Origin of the sequence: Janibacter sp. RAF52 (assembly GCF_052114035.1) — a bacterium.
Classification (GTDB): domain Bacteria; phylum Actinomycetota; class Actinomycetes; order Actinomycetales; family Dermatophilaceae; genus Janibacter; species Janibacter hoylei.
In genome coordinates, this window is record NZ_JBFRDY010000005.1 from 151,203 (window position 1) to 168,067 (window position 16,865).

Annotated in this window: 12 protein-coding genes; 6 read left to right on the top strand and 6 right to left on the bottom strand. The window is 73.4% G+C overall.

Translation table 11 applies throughout. The annotated features are described in order from the left end of the window. The first annotated feature begins 62 nt into the window (after window positions 1-62). Genes recC through recD form a run of 3 tightly spaced genes read left to right on the top strand, consistent with a single transcriptional unit; the run spans window position 63 to window position 8,658 of the window. A complete protein-coding gene (gene recC, locus AB4Y78_RS08795) occupies window positions 63-3,452 on the top strand; it encodes an exodeoxyribonuclease V subunit gamma (protein WP_441713371.1) in 3,390 nt (1,129 codons plus the stop codon). Continuing rightward, window positions 3,449-6,916, top strand: coding sequence for a UvrD-helicase domain-containing protein (locus AB4Y78_RS08800; protein ID WP_441713372.1), 3,468 nt, complete (start codon window positions 3,449-3,451; stop codon window positions 6,914-6,916). The genes recC and AB4Y78_RS08800 overlap by 4 nt, the downstream gene beginning before the upstream one ends. Continuing rightward, complete coding sequence (recD, locus tag AB4Y78_RS08805; protein ID WP_265230257.1) at window positions 6,913-8,658, top strand: exodeoxyribonuclease V subunit alpha; 1,746 nt, start codon at window positions 6,913-6,915, stop codon at window positions 8,656-8,658. Before AB4Y78_RS08800 ends, recD begins: the two co-directional genes overlap by 4 nt. 17 nt (window positions 8,659-8,675) lie before the next feature. Here recD and AB4Y78_RS08810 read toward each other — a convergent pair whose 3' ends face one another. From AB4Y78_RS08810 to AB4Y78_RS08825, 4 genes are all read right to left on the bottom strand, one after another. After that, entirely contained in the window at window positions 8,676-9,158 is a 483-nt protein-coding gene (locus tag AB4Y78_RS08810) for an ASCH domain-containing protein (RefSeq protein WP_007923876.1), read from the bottom strand. A gap of 25 nt (window positions 9,159-9,183) precedes the next feature. Next, window positions 9,184-9,690, bottom strand: coding sequence for a hypothetical protein (locus tag AB4Y78_RS08815; protein WP_007923870.1), 507 nt, complete (start codon window positions 9,688-9,690; stop codon window positions 9,184-9,186). Window positions 9,691-10,171: 481 nt separating this feature from the next. Beyond that, on the bottom strand, window positions 10,172-10,981 hold the full coding sequence (locus tag AB4Y78_RS08820; RefSeq protein ID WP_441713373.1) for a M57 family metalloprotease: 810 nt from the start codon (window positions 10,979-10,981) through the stop codon (window positions 10,172-10,174). Window positions 10,982-11,150: 169 nt separating this feature from the next. After that, complete coding sequence (locus AB4Y78_RS08825) at window positions 11,151-12,149, bottom strand: LLM class flavin-dependent oxidoreductase (protein ID WP_007923865.1); 999 nt, start codon at window positions 12,147-12,149, stop codon at window positions 11,151-11,153. 121 nt (window positions 12,150-12,270) lie between these two features. Here AB4Y78_RS08825 and AB4Y78_RS08830 point away from each other — a divergent pair, with 121 nt between their 5' ends. The 3 genes from AB4Y78_RS08830 to AB4Y78_RS08840 all read left to right on the top strand — a co-directional run bounded on the left by AB4Y78_RS08830 (window position 12,271) and on the right by AB4Y78_RS08840 (window position 14,074). Continuing rightward, complete coding sequence (locus tag AB4Y78_RS08830; RefSeq protein WP_441713374.1) at window positions 12,271-12,948, top strand: SprT-like domain-containing protein; 678 nt, start codon at window positions 12,271-12,273, stop codon at window positions 12,946-12,948. 108 nt (window positions 12,949-13,056) lie between these two features. Continuing rightward, window positions 13,057-13,278, top strand: a complete 222-nt coding sequence (locus tag AB4Y78_RS08835) for a mycoredoxin (protein ID WP_265232010.1) — start codon at window positions 13,057-13,059, stop codon at window positions 13,276-13,278. A gap of 10 nt (window positions 13,279-13,288) precedes the next feature. After that, window positions 13,289-14,074: a GTPase domain-containing protein gene (locus tag AB4Y78_RS08840; protein WP_259909600.1), complete on the top strand. Its 786-nt coding sequence runs from the start codon at window positions 13,289-13,291 to the stop codon at window positions 14,072-14,074. Between the two features lie 118 nt (window positions 14,075-14,192). On the opposite strand, the gene AB4Y78_RS08845 is transcribed toward AB4Y78_RS08840, so the two are convergent. Together AB4Y78_RS08845 and AB4Y78_RS08850 are read right to left on the bottom strand one after the other, a co-directional pair. Beyond that, window positions 14,193-15,461, bottom strand: a complete 1,269-nt coding sequence (locus AB4Y78_RS08845) for an SAM-dependent methyltransferase (protein WP_259909601.1) — start codon at window positions 15,459-15,461, stop codon at window positions 14,193-14,195. Beyond that, window positions 15,458-16,840, bottom strand: coding sequence for an FAD-binding oxidoreductase (locus AB4Y78_RS08850; protein WP_265230264.1), 1,383 nt, complete (start codon window positions 16,838-16,840; stop codon window positions 15,458-15,460). Before AB4Y78_RS08850 ends, AB4Y78_RS08845 begins: the two co-directional genes overlap by 4 nt. Window positions 16,841-16,865: the final 25 nt, after the last annotated feature.

Below are 16,865 nucleotides of genomic sequence, written 5' to 3' on the forward strand. Positions count from 1 at the left end.
GGGCGACACCGTCGTCCACAGGTGCGCGCCGCGCTGTCGGTTCGCCCGGATACGGTCTGACCGTGGCCCTCCACCTCCATCGCGCGCAGCGCACCGACACCCTCGCCGACGAGCTCGGCGAGCTGCTGGCGAGCCCGCTGCCCGACCCCTTCGCCCAGGAGGTCGTCGTCGTGCCCGAGCAGGGCATCGAGCGCTGGCTGGCACAGCGCCTGTCCCACCGCCTCGGCACGGGCGAAGGGAGCCACGACGGGGTCTGCGCCGGCGTCACCTTCCTGCGGCCGCGCTCCTTGGTCACGATGCTCACCGGGCGTGACGACGACGATCCATGGCTGCCGCAGCACCTCGTCTGGCCGCTGCTCGAGGTCATCGACGCCGGGCTCGGGCAGCCGTGGTGCGCAGCGCTCAGCCGGCACCTGGGGCACGGCACCGACGACCCCGACGGCACCCGCGCCGGCCGCCGCTACTCGGTCGCGCTGCGGCTGGCCCGACTCTTCCACCGCTACGGCCAGAGCCGGCCGACGATGCTCACCGACTGGCGCGAGGGGCGTGACACCGACGGCACCGGCGGCCCCCTCGACCACGACCTGGTCTGGCAGGCCGAGCTGTGGCGGCGCCTCGTCGGCGTCGTCGACGCGCCCCCGCCGGACGTGCGGCACGCCGAGACGGTGGAGCGGCTGCGTGGCGACGGTGACGGGCTCGAGCTGCCGGAGCGGCTCTCGCTCTTCGGGCACACCCGGCTCGCGGTCACCGAGGTCGAGCTGCTGCACGCCCTGGCCGGCAGCCGCGACGTGCACCTGTGGCTGCCCCAGCCCTCGCCCGACCTGTGGGAGCGGCTGACCCCCTTCGCCGCCGAGGGTGTGGTGGCCCGCGACGACGACGCGACGAGCGACCTCGTCCGGCACCCGCTGCTCGCCTCGCTGGGGCGGGACTCGCGCGAGCTGGTGCGGGTGCTGGGGGCGATCTCCGGTTCCCGAGGAGGCGCGCCAGCGCCGTCTCGAGGGGCAGGGAGCGATCAGGGGCCCTCCTCGGGGGGCGATCTGGAGGCGCGGTCGGTGCTCGAGTGGCTGCAGGCCGATCTGCGCGACGACCACGTGCCCGACGAGACCGAGCGGGCGCAGCGCCAGGTGGTCCCCGACGACCGCTCGATCCAGGTGCACGCCTGCCACGGGCCGGCCCGGCAGGTGGAGGTGCTGCGGGAGGTGCTCGTCGGCCTGCTCGAGGACGACCCGACGCTCGAGCCGCGCGACGTGCTCGTCATGTGCCCCGACGTCGAGACCTATGCGCCGCTCATCGGCGCTGCCTTCGGCCTGGGCGAGCACGGCACTGACGCCGACGGCGTCGACACCCACCCCGCCCACCGGCTGCGGGTACGGCTGGCCGACCGGTCGCTGCGGGCCACCAACCCCCTGCTCGACGTCGCCGACCGCGTCGTCGGCCTCGCCGGCGGGCGCCTCACCGCGAGCGAGGTGCTCGACCTCGCGGCGAGCGGGCCGGTCCGGCGCCGCTTCGGCCTCGACGACGACGACCTCGCGACGATGACCCGGTGGGTCAGCGACTCCGGCATCCGGTGGGGCTACGACCAGGCGGGGCGGGCCCCCTTCGCCCTCGACGTGGAGCCCCAGGGGACCTGGCGGTTTGGCCTCGACCGACTCCTCGTCGGGGTCACCGTCTCCGCCGACGGCCCGCTGCAGGTCGGCGGCGTCATGCCCCTCGACGACGTCGGCAGCGGCTCGGTCGACCTCGTCGGCCGGGTGAGCGAGCTGCTCGCCCGCATCGGTGAGGGCCTCGACCGGCTCGAGCACGCCGGCCCAGCCACCCAGTGGATGGACGCCCTCACCGAGACCGTCCTCTCCCTGACCGACGTGCCCCCGCGCGACCGCTGGCAGGTCGGCGACCTCCAGCGCACCCTCGGCTCCGCCGCCCGGCACGCCAGCGACGAGGTGCCGCTGCGCCTGGCCGACGTGCGGGTGCTGCTCGCCGACCAGCTCGCCGGGCGCCCGAGTCGGGCGAGCTTCAGGACCGGTGGCCTCACCGTGTGCACGATGACCCCGATGCGCTCGGTGCCGCACCGCGTCGTGTGCCTGCTCGGCATGGACGACGACTCCTTCCCCCGTCAGCAGGCGATCGACGGCGACGACGTGCTCGCGCGCCGCCCGATGACCGGCGAGCGCGACGCCCGCAGCGAGGACCGCCAGCTGCTCCTCGACGCCGTCCTCGCCGCCCGCGAGCGACTCGTCATCGCCTACACCGGCGCCGACGAGCACAGCGGCGAGCCCTGCCCGCCCGCCGTGCCGCTCGGTGAGCTCCTCGACGCCGCTCGGGAGACGACGAGCTGCCCGATCGAGGTCACGCACCACCCGCTGCAGCCCTTCGACGCGCGCAACCTCACCGTCGGGGGGCCCGGGGGCGAGCGACTCTTCAGCTTCGACCGTTCGGCGCTGCTCGCGGCCCGCGCCGCGGTCGGCGAGCGCACCCCGCCCGGGCGACTGGTCACCGCCCCGCTGCCGGCCGGGGTCGTCGCCGACGTCGGCCTGGCCGACCTCATCGCCTTCTACGACAACCCTGCGCGCGGCTTCCTGCGCGACCGCTTGCAGGTCGGGGTGAGCCGCGAGGCCGACGAGGTGAGCGACCGGCTCCCGATCGAGCTCGACGCCCTGGAGAAGTGGGCCGTCGGAGACCGCGCCCTGCGCGCCCGCATCGCCGGCCAGGACCCGCGCTCGATCTACCAGGCGGAGCTGCTGCGCGGCGCGCTGCCACCCGCCGGCCTCGGCGAGGCGACGCTCGAGGAGATCGGCCGCGCCGTCGAGCAGCTCATGGGCCAGCTCGCCCTCGGGCCACCCGAGGACCCGCGCTCGGTCGACATCGAGGTCACCCTGCCCGGCGACCGTCGCCTCACCGGCACCGTCGATGGCGTCCGCGGTCTGCACCTCGTCGACGTCACCTACTCCCGGCTCGGGGCCAAGCAGGTCATGGCCGCGTGGATCCGCCAGCTTGCGCTCACCGCTGCCGGCACCGACGACGAGGGCTGGCAGGCCTCGACCCTCGGCAAGGGGTCGCGGGGCAAGGTCGCGCGCACGAGCTATGGCGTGCTGCCCCGCGATGCCGCCCGCTCGCACCTGACGACCCTGCTCGACGTCTTCGCCCTCGGCCAGACCGCACCGCTGCCCCTACCCGTCAAGACCGCCCACGCGTGGGCCCAGGCGGTCAGTCGCAACCCGACGCGCACCCGGCTCGCCCAGCAGCAGGCCGCCAAGCAGTGGGACGCGACCCGACTCGACAACGGCGACATCATCCCGGGCGAGCGGGACGACTCCTGGTGGCGCCTCGTCCACGGGCGCGAGGCCCCCTTCGACGTGCTGCAACAGACCCTCGCCGGCCCGGGCAGCGACCTGGCCACCCTCGCCCCGCGGGTGTGGGGACCCGCGCTCGACAACGTGGGGAGCACGGCATGAGCGCGAGCGCACTCACCCCCTTCGACATCGCTGGCGAACTGCCCACGGGCACCGTCCTGCTCGAGGCAAGCGCCGGCACCGGCAAGACGTGGACGATCGGCGCGCTCGTCGCGCGGCACGTCGCCGAGGGCGTGGTGCGCCTCGAGGACATGCTCGTCATCACCTTCAGCCGGGCCGCCTCCCGCGAGCTGCGCGAGCGGGTCCGCGAGCACCTGCGGCACGTCCACCGGCTCGTCGCCGACCCCCAGCTGCCGACCGACGACGAGGTCGTCGCGCTGCTGCGGCAGGGCAGCGCCGACGAGGTCGCCGAGCGGGCCCGGCGGCTGCGCGACGCGCTGACCCACTTCGACGCAGCGACGATCGCGACGACGCACCAGTTCTGCCAGCTCGTGCTGCGCGGGCTCGGTGTCGCCGGCGACACCGACCAGCACGCCCGCCTCGTCGAGGACCTGTCGGACCTGCGCGACGAGGTCGTCGACGACCTCTACGTCCGCGGCTTCGCACAGGGCGGACCAGCCGCCTTCTCCCGCAAGCGCGCCGGAGAGATCGCCCGCGCCGTCACCGACAACCCGCATGCCGAGCTCGAGCCCGCCTCCCTCGAGGGACGCTCCGCCGACGCCCGGAGCCTGGGCTTCGCCCGGCTCGTGCGTGAGGAGCTCGACCGACGCAAGCGCCGCATGGGCGTGCTCGGCTACGACGACCTGCTCTCGCACCTCGCGATCGCACTCGAGGACGAGGACTCCCCCGCCCGAGCGCGGATGCGGCAGCGCTGGCGGGTCGTGCTCGTCGACGAGTTCCAGGACACCGACCCGGTCCAGTGGCAGATCCTGGACCGCGCCTTCAGCGGGCACAGCACACTCGTGCTCATCGGTGACCCCAAGCAGGCGATCTACGGGTTCCGCGGCGGCGACGTCGACACCTATCTCACGGCCGCCGAGTCGGCGACCACCCGGCACACCCTCGGGGTCAACCACCGCTCCGACGCGCCGCTCGTGCGCAGCCTCGGCGTCCTGCTCGGCGGGGCACAGCTCGGCGACGAGGAGATCGTCGTGCACCAGGTGACTGCCGCCCGTGGGGGCTCTCGCCTCGGGACCGCCGACGGCAGCCTCCCTGAGGGTCAGCTCGCCCCCGTGCGGCTGCGCGCGGTGCAGAGCGCCCGCGTCGAGCAGCCCGGGCAGAGCATCTCGATCGCCACCGTCCGCCCGCTCGTCGCCGCCGACTGCGCCGCGGAGATCACCCGGCTGCTCGCCGGCCGCACGACCTTCGACGGGCGCCCGCTGCGGGCGGGCGACATCGCCGTGCTCGCCCACACCCGCAAGCAGCTCGACACCGTGCGCTCCGCACTCACGGCCGTCGGGCTGCGCTCGGTCATCGTCTCGAGCGAGAGCATCTACGACTCCGTCGCCGCGGAGCACTGGCTCACCCTCCTCGAGGCGATGGAGCTGACCCACCGCGCCGAGCGGGTGCGCGCGGCGGCGCTCACCCCCTTCGTCGGGGCCACGGCCACCGACCTCGACACCCGCGGCGACGACCTCACCGAAGAGGTCGCCCACCGGCTGCGCACCTGGGCCGCCCTGCTCGGGCGACGCGGCGTCGCCGCGGTGCTCGCCGCCGCCACCGCCGACGGGCTCGACGCCCGCGTGCTGCGCCGCACCGACGGCGAGCGGCTGCTCACCGACCTGCGGCACATCGGCGAGACCCTCCACCAGCGGGTCGTCACCGAGGGCGACGGCCTGGCCTCGCTCACCGCGTGGCTGCGCGAGCGCATGGCTGCCAGCCGCAAGGAGGAGCGCGCCCGCCGCCTCGACAGCGACGCCGACGCGGTCCACCTCGCGACGATCCACGCGAGCAAGGGGCTGCAGTACCCCGTCGTCATGCTCCCCTTCGTGTGCGACCGGTGGCTGCCGCGGCCGGACGTGCTGCACTTTCACAGGGCCGACCGCACCCGGGCACTCGACATCGGCATCACCTCCGACGACGGCCGCTCCGACCGCCTGGCCCGGGCTGCCGCCGAGGAGAGCGGCGAGTCGTTGCGGTTGCTCTACGTCGCGCTGACCCGCGCGCAGAGCCAGGTCGTCACGTGGTGGTTCCCCTCGGCGCAGAGCACCGGACCGTCGCCGCTGCACCGCGTCCTCCTCGGCCGCACCCAGGGGCAGGCCGAGGTCCCGCCGAAGCACCCGGTGCCCGGCGACGAGACCCTGCAGGACCGCCTCGCGGACTGGGAGCGCCGGGGCGCGCTGCGGGTCGAGTACGTCGACCAGCCCACCCCCGTGAAGATGTCGCAGCCCCAGCCGGTGACCGAGCTGGCGGTCCGCGACTTCACCCGCACGGTCGACGACGCCTGGCGCCGGACCTCCTACACCGCGCTGACCCGCCCCCTCGACGAGGTCCCCCGGGCCAGTGCCGAGGATCTCGTGGCCAGCGAGCCGGAGGTCACCGACCGTCAGGACGAAGGGGGTCCCGCCGACCTCGTCGTGGCGGGTGGAGCCGACGCGGCGGGCCGTACCGATGCGACGGGCCGTGCCGACGCGGCCGGGGCTGCGGGAGGCGAGGGGCATCTGCCTTCGCCCATGGCGCAGCTGCCCGTCGGAGCGGGCTTCGGCTCGCTCGTCCACGCGGTGCTCGAGGAGGCGGACGCGCAGGCCGAGGACCTGCTCGGCGAGCTGCGGGCGCACATCGAGGAGCAGGTCATCGCCTGGCCGGTGCCCGACCTCGACCGCGACGCCCTCGCCGCTGCGCTCGTCGAGGTCATCGAGACCCCGCTCGGGCCGCTGGCCCCCGGCACCCGGCTGCGTGACGTCGGGGCGCGGGACCGCCTGTGCGAGATGGACTTCGAGCTGCCGCTGGGCGGTGGCGACGACGCCCCGCCGCCCAGCGACGACGGCGCCGTGCTCGGCGACCTCGCCGCCCTCATGCGCGAGCACCTGCCGGCCGACGACCCGGTGCTGCCCTTCGCCGACGTGCTCGACGACCCCGTGCTCGGCGGACAGACGCTCCGCGGCTATCTCACCGGCTCGGTCGACATCGTCCTGCGGATCGGCGAGCGGCACCTCGTCGTCGACTACAAGACCAACTGGCTCGGGCCCGTCGACACCCCGCTGACGACGGCCCACTACGACCCGACCGCGCTGCGGGAGGCGATGACGCACTCGAGCTATCCGCTCCAGGCGATCCTCTACGGGGTCGTGCTGCACCGCTTCCTGCGGTGGCGGCAGCCGGGCTACGACCCGCATCGGCACCTGGGCGGCGTGCTCTACCTCTACCTCCGGGGGATGGCCGGGGAGCAGACACCGCTCGTCGACGGGCACCCGACCGGCGTCTTCTCCTGGGCCCCGCCGGTCGCCCTGGTCACCGGTGTCTCCGACCTGCTCGACGGGCGCCGACCCGCGGGTGCGGGCGCAGGTCCGGGCTCGGGCGCCGGGGCCCGCCCGGGCGCGACGACGAGCGAAGGGGTGGACCGATGACCGAGGTGCTCGACCGCTACGACCGCCGGGTCGCCCGCAGTGCCACCGGCGAGCTCGCCGACCTCAACGCCGCAGGCGTCATCGAGGCTGCCGACGTCCACGTCGCGAGCCGTCTCGCGACGCTGGTGGGCGATGAGGACCCCCTCGCCCGCGTCACGCTCGCGCTCGTGGTGCGCGCCGCCCGCGAGGGGTCGACCAGCCTCGACCCGGCCCACGCGCGCGAGCTGCTCGAGGAGTCGCCCGTCGCCCTGCCGCCGACACCCGAGTGGCTCGAGCAGGTCGGCGGCAGCGCACTCGCCGAGGCCGGGGTGCTGCTCGTCGAGCACGACCTCGTCTACCTCGACCGCTACCACCGCGAAGAGGTCCAGATCGCGCAGGACCTCCAGCGCAGGGCACAGACCCCTGCCCCCGAGATCGACGAGGAGATGCTCGAGGCGGGGCTGGAGCGCGTCTTCCCCCGCGACGGCTGGGGCGAGCAGCGCGACGCCGTCCGGGCGGCCGCCGGCCGCCTGACGACCGTGCTCGCCGGCGGTCCGGGCACCGGCAAGACGTCGACCGTCGCCGGCCTGCTCACCCTGCTGCTCGAGCAGGCCGAGGCCACCGGTCACCGGCCGCGGATCGCCCTGGCCGCGCCGACGGGCAAGGCCGCCGCCCGGCTGCGCGAGTCCGTCCTCGGCTCCCTGGGCCACATGCCCGAGCAGGACCGACAGCGCCTCGGCACCGACATCGAGGCCGTCACCGTCCACCGTCTGCTCGGGTGGCGGCCCGACAGCGGCAACCGCTTCAGGCGCGACCGGGGCAACCCGCTGCCCCACGACATCGTCGTCGTCGACGAGGCGTCGATGCTGTCGCTGACGCTCACCGCCCGCCTGCTCGAGGCCCTGCGCCCGGGCGCCCGGCTGCTCCTCGTGGGCGACCCCGACCAGCTCGCCTCGGTCGAGGCCGGTGCCGTGCTCGCCGACCTCGTCGCGGGCTACGGCGACGACGGCCCGGTGGCGCGCCTGCAGACCTCGCACCGCTTCGGCCACGAGATCGGCACGCTCGCCGAGGCCGTGCGCGTCGGTGACGCGGACCTCGTGCTCGAGCTGCTCGCGCAGGCCCGCCCGGGTGGCCCGGTCGAGCACCTGCCGGTCGCCGACGTCATCGAGGCCGACGAGGCCCTGCGCCTGCGACTGCTCACCCATGCCGAGCGGCTGCGCGACCTCGCCCTCGCGGGCCGCTACGCCGACGCCCTGCGCGAGCTCGGTGAGCACCGGCTGCTGTGCGCCCACCGGGACGGACCGTGGGGCGTGGGGCCGTGGAACGACCGCGTCGAGCGGTGGCTCGCCGAGGCGAGCGACCACCTCGGTCGCCAAGTCGTCGGCCGGCCCCTGCTCGTGACGACCAACGACCGGGGTCTGAGCCTCTTCAACGGCGACACCGGCGTCATGGCGCTGCGGGCCGACCACCGCGTCGTCGGGGTCTTCGGCGAGCCCGATGCCCCGATCGTCCACGCCGCCTCGACCCTCGGTGAGGTCGACACCGCCCACGCGCTCACGATCCACAAGAGCCAGGGCAGCCAGGCGCGCTCGGTCACCGTGCTCCTGCCCGACGCCGACTCCCGCCTGCTCACCCGTGAGCTGCTTTACACCGCGATCACCCGGGCCCAGGAGTCGGTGACCCTCGTCGGCTCCGAGGCAGCGGTGCGGGCCGCGGTCGAGCGGCGCACCCAGCGCGCGACGGGTCTGCGGCACCGGGTCTGAGGCTCCGAGGAGCCGGGCTATTCCGCGTACACCACGCGCAGCTCCTCGAGCACCACCGGCATGTCCGGGGCGAAGTCCCGCCCGCCCGCGTGCTCGGTGAAGAACTGCTCGTGCACCTCGCGCCAGTGGCGCAGGGTGCGATCGCCCTCGCCCTCGGCGCGGGCGTGCTCCTCGTCGACCTCGTCGAAGGGGAGCACCCGCACCCGAGTCGTCACGACGAGCGCACGGGGCGTGCCCGAGCCGTCGACGACGATGCCGAGCGTGCCGGCCGAGGGCAGCTCCTCCCCTTCGGCCTCGTACTCCCACTGCGACGAGGCGGTCGCGGTCTTGGTACCCGCGAGGACGAGGTCGAGCAGCTCGTCCGCCTGGGCCGGCGTCGCACCGAAGCCCCAGGCTGGCGGACGCAGCAGCGCCAGCGGGTTCTCACCCGTGTACGAGCTCACCGAGGCGAGGTCGGCGTGCTGCTGCGCCCGCTGCCAGAAGGCTTCGATGTCATCCATCAGCCCATGGTGCCAGCGCGGTGCCTCAGAAGCGGCGGCACTGGTCCTCCTTGTTGCCCTTGACCTTGTTGCGCGCGCCCTTGGGGGCGGGCGAGTTGCTCTTGCACTGCAGGTTGCCGTCGACGCGGTTGTCGTAGATGTTCTTCGCGCCGCTCTTGTTGCTGAAGACCTGGATGTCGCCGTCGACGGTGTTCTTGCGGATGCTCATGCTGCCGCCGGACTTCAGCTGGATGTTGCCGTCGATCGTGTTGTAGCCCAGGGCGACCGACCTGTGACCGGAGGACTGGATGTTGCCGTCGACGCGCATGTTGTGGCCCTTGAGCACGGCCTTGGAGCCGACGGTGATGTTGCCCTTGACCCGGGTGCCCTTGAGCGTGCAGGTGGCTCCCTTCGGGACCTTGACGTCGTCGACGGTGACCTTGCCGATCGTGCCGCGGCAGGTGCGGTCGCCGGCCGCGGCTGACGGAGCGGTCGCGACGGCAGCGGTGAGGACGAGCCCGGAGGCGGCGAGGGTGGAGAGGATGCGCTTCATGGTGGCGTGCCTTTCGACGTCCCGGGCCTGCCCCTGCGGCCGACCCCGATGACTGCACGCTAGGGAGCCACCATGAGGTGACCATGAGTCGCTCGTGAGGATCCCTTCATCGTCGCCGGCCCTCCGGCCCGGCGCAGGCCCACCGGGCCGGAGGACTGCCAGACTGGCCGCATGTCCAGGTGGGGCAAGAAGTAGAGGCAGGACGAGCAACCCGAGCCCGAGGAGCACGTCGACGACGACGCGGCCCCGGGGTGGCAGGCCATCGACGCCGCGTGCGCAGCGGTCCACCCCCTGCTCGTCACCGACCCCTCCCGCGTGCCGCCCACCGACTGACCGCGGCCGCCGCCAGCGGCAGGGCCCGACCAGCAGCTATCCGGTCAGGGACGAGTCGCGGGCATGAGAAACCCCCTTCGCGTCCGGGGAGGAAGTCCGGCGCGAAGGGGGCATCCCTTCCAGGGGTGGTCCCGGAGCCCAGGGAGGCTCAGGAACCGTAGACCGAGCGGATACCCTCGCGATCCGCCTCGGTCATGCTCAGGTCGTCGCTCGAGCCGTTGCACTGCGGGTAGTGCATGATCGACGACGAGTCGTACGGGGTCAGCGGACGCCAGTTGTTGTCCTCGAAGCAGGTCCCCGACTCAGGGCGGGTGTGCTCGTGACGGAAGCCGAGCGCGTGACCCAGCTCGTGCGCCAGGACGTTGTCGGCCGTCCAGGAGCCCGACGAGAAGATCTGGTCGGTGTTGACCAGCACGTTGCGCGCGGACTTCGAGGTGCTCGGGAAGAAGGCGCGGGCGATGTAGCTGGCGCCCTGCACCGGCTCGACCGAGAAGAGGACGTTGTCGTTGCTCGTCGAGCAGTTGGCGTCCTGGCTGGAGTCGTAGGTGAAGTCGACCGCGGAGCTCGCGCTCTCCCACTGGTTGCCGCCAGCCTCCATGGCGTCGACGATCGCCGTGTGGTCGGAGCCGAAGTCGGTGCTCACGCAGTAGGTGAGATCCTGCGCCTGGCTGGCGCTCCAGATGTCGTCCTTGCCGTAGACGGTGTTGACGATGAGCTGGTTTTCGTACTGCGGGTTGACGAGGTCCTGGTAGAAGTCGCGCAGCTGCTTCTCACCCTTGAGCGGCATGTCACCGTTGACGATGTACTGGCCGTCCGTCGGGTCCTGGTAGGTCCCGGACTTGAACTCCGAGTACGACGGCTCGTCGACCTGGTCCGCCTGGACGAGCCCGGCCCCGCCGAGCGAGACGACGGCGGCGAGCGCCAGGACGGTGGTAGCGCGCTTGGTGGTGCGCTTCATGTGCTTCACCCTTCATCTCCGGCCTCGCGATTGCGTTGCCTCGGTGGGTTGGACGCTATGCGCGCACCGTCCCTCGACTCCATCCCCAGCACGTCAGGGATGCGGAAGGGCGCTTCAGGACTTCGTCAGGACCACCAAGCATTGGTCGCGGGCGAGGCCGAAGGGGGCGTCAGTCGCCGTCCGTGTGGATGCCGGCGAGGATCTCGAGGGTGCGCAGCCGCAGGTCGAGGGCAGGCGCCGGGTTGGTCAGCATGACCTCGTCCGCCCTTGCGAGAGAAGCGAACTGGCGCAGCCCCTCGGCCACCTGGGTCGCGTCGCCGACGATCGTGTGGGTGAGCATGTGACGGGCCTGCGCGCCCACGGCGGTGTCGAGGAGGGCGGTGACCATGTCGTCGTCGAGGCGGGAGTCGCTGCCGCCCACCCGGCCGGCGAGCATGCGCACCCGGGCCCGCAGCACCTGGTCCGCGGCGTCGGTCGCCGTGGCGCTGTCGTCGGCGGCGATGACGTTGGCCGCGGCGATGACGTAGGGGGCGTCGAGCTGCTCGCTCGGGGTGAAGCGCTCGCGGTAGACCTGCACGGCCTGCTCGAGCGCGTCGGGCGCGAAGTGGCTGGCGAAGGCGTAGGGCAGCCCGTAGGCGGCGGCGAGCTGGGCGCCGAAGAGCGACGAGCCGAGGATGTAGAGGGGGACCCGGGTGCCGCGGCCGGGATAGGCGTGGATTCCGTCGACGATCGACTCGTCGGCGAGGTAGCCCTGCAGCTCGCGGACGTCCTGGGGGAAGGACTCGGCGGCGCGCGGGTCCGTGCGCAGCGCGCGCATCGTCGCGCCGTCGGTGCCGGGTGCGCGGCCGAGCCCGAGGTCGATGCGACCGGGGTGGAGCTCGGCGAGGGTGCCGAACTGCTCGGCGATGACGAGCGGCGAGTGGTTGGGGAGCATGACGCCGCCGGAGCCGACGCGGATCCGCTCGGTGCGGGCGGCGACGTGGCCGATGAGCACGGAGGTGGCGGCAGAGGCGATCCGGCCCATGTTGTGGTGCTCGGCGAACCAGAGACGCTCGAAGGCGCCCAGCTCGTCGGCCCGCTGGGCGAGGGTGACGGTGTCCGCGAGCGCGTCTCGGACGGGCTGGTCGCGGCCCACGGTGGCCAGGTCGAGGAGAGAGAGCTTCGGCATCACGTTGGCGGCAACCCCGTGCGGAGCGCAGGTATTCCACACCCGGCACCGCACGAAGGGAGCGGTCCACAGGTGGCCGTGGCCGGACCGGGCCGTCGGCCACACGACCTACGCTCCTGCCATGGACATCGGCGAGGCGCAGCGCATGGCGCGGGAGCTCATGGACGAGCACGGGCTGCACGACTGGCAGCTCGAGCTCGACCGGGCCAAGAAGCGCGCCGGCGTCTGCCGCTGGGGTCGCCGGTCGATCGGGCTGAGCGCGCCGCTGACCCGCCTGCACGACCGGGAGCAGGTGCGCGACACCGTCCTGCACGAGATCGCCCATGCTCTCGTCGGCCCACGCCACGGGCACGGCCCCCGCTGGCAGGCGATGGCCGTGAGCATCGGGGCCAGCCCCCGACGGTGTCTGCCGGAGGAGGCGGCGACGATCCCGGGCGCCTGGGTGGGGACCTGCCCGGCCGGGCACACCGTGGACCGGCACCGCCGCCCGTCGCGGGTCACCTCCTGCCGCGAGTGCAGTGCTGGGTTCTCGGCGGATGCCGTCTTCACCTGGACCCACGACGGGGTCCCCGCCGTGATGAGCCCGGCCTACGAGCGCGAGCTGGCGACCATCGAGCGCCGCGCCTCCCGGCCCCCGTCGAGCGTCCCCGTCGCCATCGGCGACCGGGTCCGGGTCCTCACGCCGGGCCGCTACGAGGGCTTCGTCGGCGTCGTCACCAAACGAGGCCGCTCCCGGTACCACGTCCGTGGTCGCGGCATGGTGCTCACCGTCCCCTTCGACGACGTCGAGGCCGCCTGACCCGCCCCGAGTGATGGTCCGGGCGCCGACTCGTGGTTGGCTGGAGGGGTGAACGTTCGCGAGATCCTGCCCCCCGGTGTCGACCTGCCCGCTGACGGGACGGTCACGATGTTTTCCACGAGCTGGTGCGGCTACTGCCGCCGGCTGAAGTCCCAGCTCGACCGCGAGGGCATCGGCTACACCGAGATCAACATCGAGACGACTCCCGGCACTGCCGAGCTCGTCGAGGTCATCAACGGCGGCAACCAGACGGTGCCGACCGTGCTCTACCCCGACGGCTCCTCCGCGACCAACCCCTCCCTCGCCGACGTGAAGAAGGCGCTGGGCTGAGATGGCGCGCATGTCCTCCGCCACCCGCACTGCCATGGGCACGACCCTCGCCGGCACCGCCCTCTCGGCGCTGTCGGGGGCCCCGCACCAGCTGGGTCACCTCTTCCGCGGGCGCTTCCCCGCCGTCGCCGTGACCGGCATGACCGGTGTCGGCAAGACCCGGCTCGCCGACCGGCTGGCCCGGCGCACCACCGCGGAGAGCACCGTCGAGGTCGGCTCCGCGACGATGGAGCGGCGCACCCGGCGCTCGGCGAAGGGCAAGGGCTTCCGCTTCCGCGTCGTTCCCGGTGACAACGCGGCCACGCGCCTGGGCGCCCTGGACGAGGTCTTCCACGACGACCCCGTCGACGGTGTCCTCCACGTCGTCGCGTGGGGGCACGCGACCCCGCGGCGCACCGCCGGCACGAGCGGTGACGCCGCCGCGACCCGTGAGGAGCAGCTGGCCGCCGAGCTCGAGGACTGGACGATCACGGCCCACCGCATCGCCTCCATGGCCCTGCGGCGCGACCGACCGGTGTGGCTCGTCATCGTCGTCACCAAGGCCGACCTCTTCCCCGACGAGGTCGACGACGCGGTCCGGTACTACAGCCCGGGCAGCGGCTCCCCCTTCGCGGCCAAGCTCGACGAGCTGCGCTCGCTCGCCGGCGGGGCCCGCCTGTCCGTCGACGTGCTGCCGATGTGCACCGAGCCGGCCGAAGGGGGCACCAAGGCCGCCCGCAAGGACGCCGACAAGCGGTGCAGCGCGATGCTCACCGCCCTCGAGTCGCGCATGGCCCAGCTGTCCGGGCACGTCTGATCCTCGGCTGACGCCGCGTCAGACGCCCTGCCGGGCGACATGCCCGTCGGGCTGGGTTCCCGGGGTACGTCCGCTTCCGCTCGCTCTCGGTGCGCCTGCCGACCGCTCGCGGCGCCGGTCAGAAGGTGTGGCGCAGGGGGTAGCCGCTGACGCCGGAGGAGTCCGTCTTCGTCGCGAGGACGTGGGTCAGCTCGATGTCGTGGCGCTCGAAGCCGATCCGGGAGCCGACGAGGTAGAGGCCCCACAGGCGGGCCGTGCCCTCACCGACCTCGGCGACGCACTCGTCCCAGTTCGCCACGAGGTTGTCCACCCAGCCGGCGAGGGTGCGGGCGTAGTGGACCCGGAAGTTTTCGGCGTGCTGCATCTCCAGCCCTGCGTCCTGCATCCGCGCGATGACCGTGCCCGCACCGGTGAGCTCCCCGTCGGGGAAGACGTACCGGTCGATGAAGGCGCCGGTGCGGGTCGAGCGGTTGTGGTCGCGGGTGATGCAGTGGTTGAGCAGCCGTCCGTGGGGCCGCAGCCGGTCGCGCATCGCCGCGAAGTACGCCGGGTAGTTGGCCACACCGATGTGCTCGGTCAGGCCGATCGAGCTGATCGCGTCGAAGTCGCTCTCGGGCACGTCGCGGTAGTCCATGAAGCGCACCTCGGCCAGCTCCCCCAGGCCCTCGCGGTCGATGGCCCGCTTGGCCCAGTCCGCCTGCTCCCGGGAGAGCGTCACCCCGAGTGCCTTGACGCCGTGGTGCTTGGCGGCGTGGCGGACCATGCCACCCCAACCGCAGCCGACGTCGAGCAGCCGCTGCCCCGGCTGGAGGTCGAGCTTGCGGGCGATGAGCTCGTACTTGTGCTCCTGGGCCTGCTCGAGGGTCGCCTCCGCGGTCGGGTAGACGGCGCAGGTGTAGGTCATCGAGGGCCCGAGGACCAGCTCGTAGAAGCGGTTGGACACGTCGTAGTGGTGGTGGATGACCTCCGCGTCGCGAGCACGGCTGTGCCGCAGGCCCTCGACGACCCGGCGCCAGCGCGGCAGGTGCTCCTGCGGCGGGGGCGGCGGCGGGTTGAGGTGCTCCCACCCGAGCCCGCGCACCAGCTCGAGTGCCTCCGCCGGGCCGGGGACGCGCCACCGGTCGGTGCTGCTCATCAGGTCGAGGAGCGGGTAGAGGTTGCCCGGGTGGAAGCCGGTGCCCGTGAGGTCACCGGCGACCCAGGCCCGCGCCATGCCGAGGTCTCCGGGCGCGGTGAGCAGGTAGCGCAGGCCGCGCTCGGTCCGAAGCTCGAGCCCGATGGGCGCATCGGCCGGCCCGGCGGCGCTGCCGTCGTAGGCCGTGACGCGTACCGGCAGGTCGGCGGGGAGGATACCGGCGAGGGCGTCGGCGATCTTGATCGTGCTCACGGAGTGCGGACCACCTTGTCGTAGAGGTCGGTCAGTCGGCCGGCCGGGTCGTATCGCTGCTGGACCGCAGCGAGGTTGGCGCCGCCGTAGAGGCGGTCGAAGACGTCGCGCGGGTAGAAGGCCTCGGAGTAGAGCGACTTGTGCCCGCCGAGCTCGGTCACCCGAGCCTCGATGGCGCGGTTGCGCGGGCCCTGCGGTGCGTCGGGGCCGACGTGCACGGTGCCCCAGAAGCCGACGTTGACGTAGGTGCGCCCCGGCTCGAGGGGGTAGCCGGGCCAGGCGCGGGCCTGCCCGTCGACCTCCCGCAGACGAAGGGGGCACAGCCACACCGGCCGCATGCCGATCGCCTCGTCAAACCACCCGAGGAAGTCGGCCAGTCGGTCGGTGGGCACCTCGACGTCCTGGATGACCCGCTCGCGCCGGGGTCGACCGGCGCGAGCGTCGAGCCGGTCGACGATGCCGTGCCGGCGGTCGAGGCCGACGAGCTTGTGGTAGACGTCCGAGCGGCGCCACCTCCGCGGCCACAGGTGACGCACCACAGGACGCTGCACGCCGAAGGCCCCCGAGCACCAGAACCAGTCGGTGTCCCAGCGCCACAGGTAGTCGTGCATCGTGAGCAGGTCGCGCGAGCGCTCCTGGAGCGAGCGGTAGTAGATCTGCTGGCCCGTGTAGTCGCTCGTCTCCCCGGTCTCGTCGGTCCAGCGCGCGAGGGTCAGGTAGATCTCGTCGGGGGCGAAGGCCACTCCGTCGAGCCCGTCGATGCGCTCCCCGTCGTGCTCACCGGCCGCGACGAGCCGCTCGACGGCCTCCGCCGCCGACTGCGCGTCGTCGAAGCGCAGGTGCCGCAGCGCGACGCGCGGCGGCACGGCCTCGAGCTCGATGTGCAGCCGGGTGGCGTAGCCGAGGGACCCGTAGGAATTGGGGAAGGCGTGGAAGAGGTCGGCGTGCTCGCCCTCCGGCCCGGCGGTGACGACCTCGCCGGACCCGGTGAGGACGTCCATCTCGAGGACCGACTCGTGCGGCAGTCCGTTGCGGAAGCTCGTCGCCTCGATGCCCAGGCCGGTGACCGCCCCGCCGAGGGTGATCGTGCGCAGCTGGGGGACGACGAGCGGGACCAGCCCGTGCGGCAGGGTGGCCGCGACGAGGTCCTCGTAGGTGCACATGCCCTGCACCTGGGCGGTCTGCGTCGTCGGGTCGACCTCGATGACCCCGGCGAGCCCCGTGACGTCGAGACCCGGCACGTCGGCCCGCGCCCGGGGGCGGAAGAGGTTGGACGTGCGCTTGGCGAGCCGGACCGGAGCCCCGTGCGGGATCGCGGCGTGCGAGCGCACCAGTCGCTCGACCCCGGTCTCGTGAGCCTGCCAGCCAATTACCTGCATCGAGCACACAATCTACTCCTCGGGT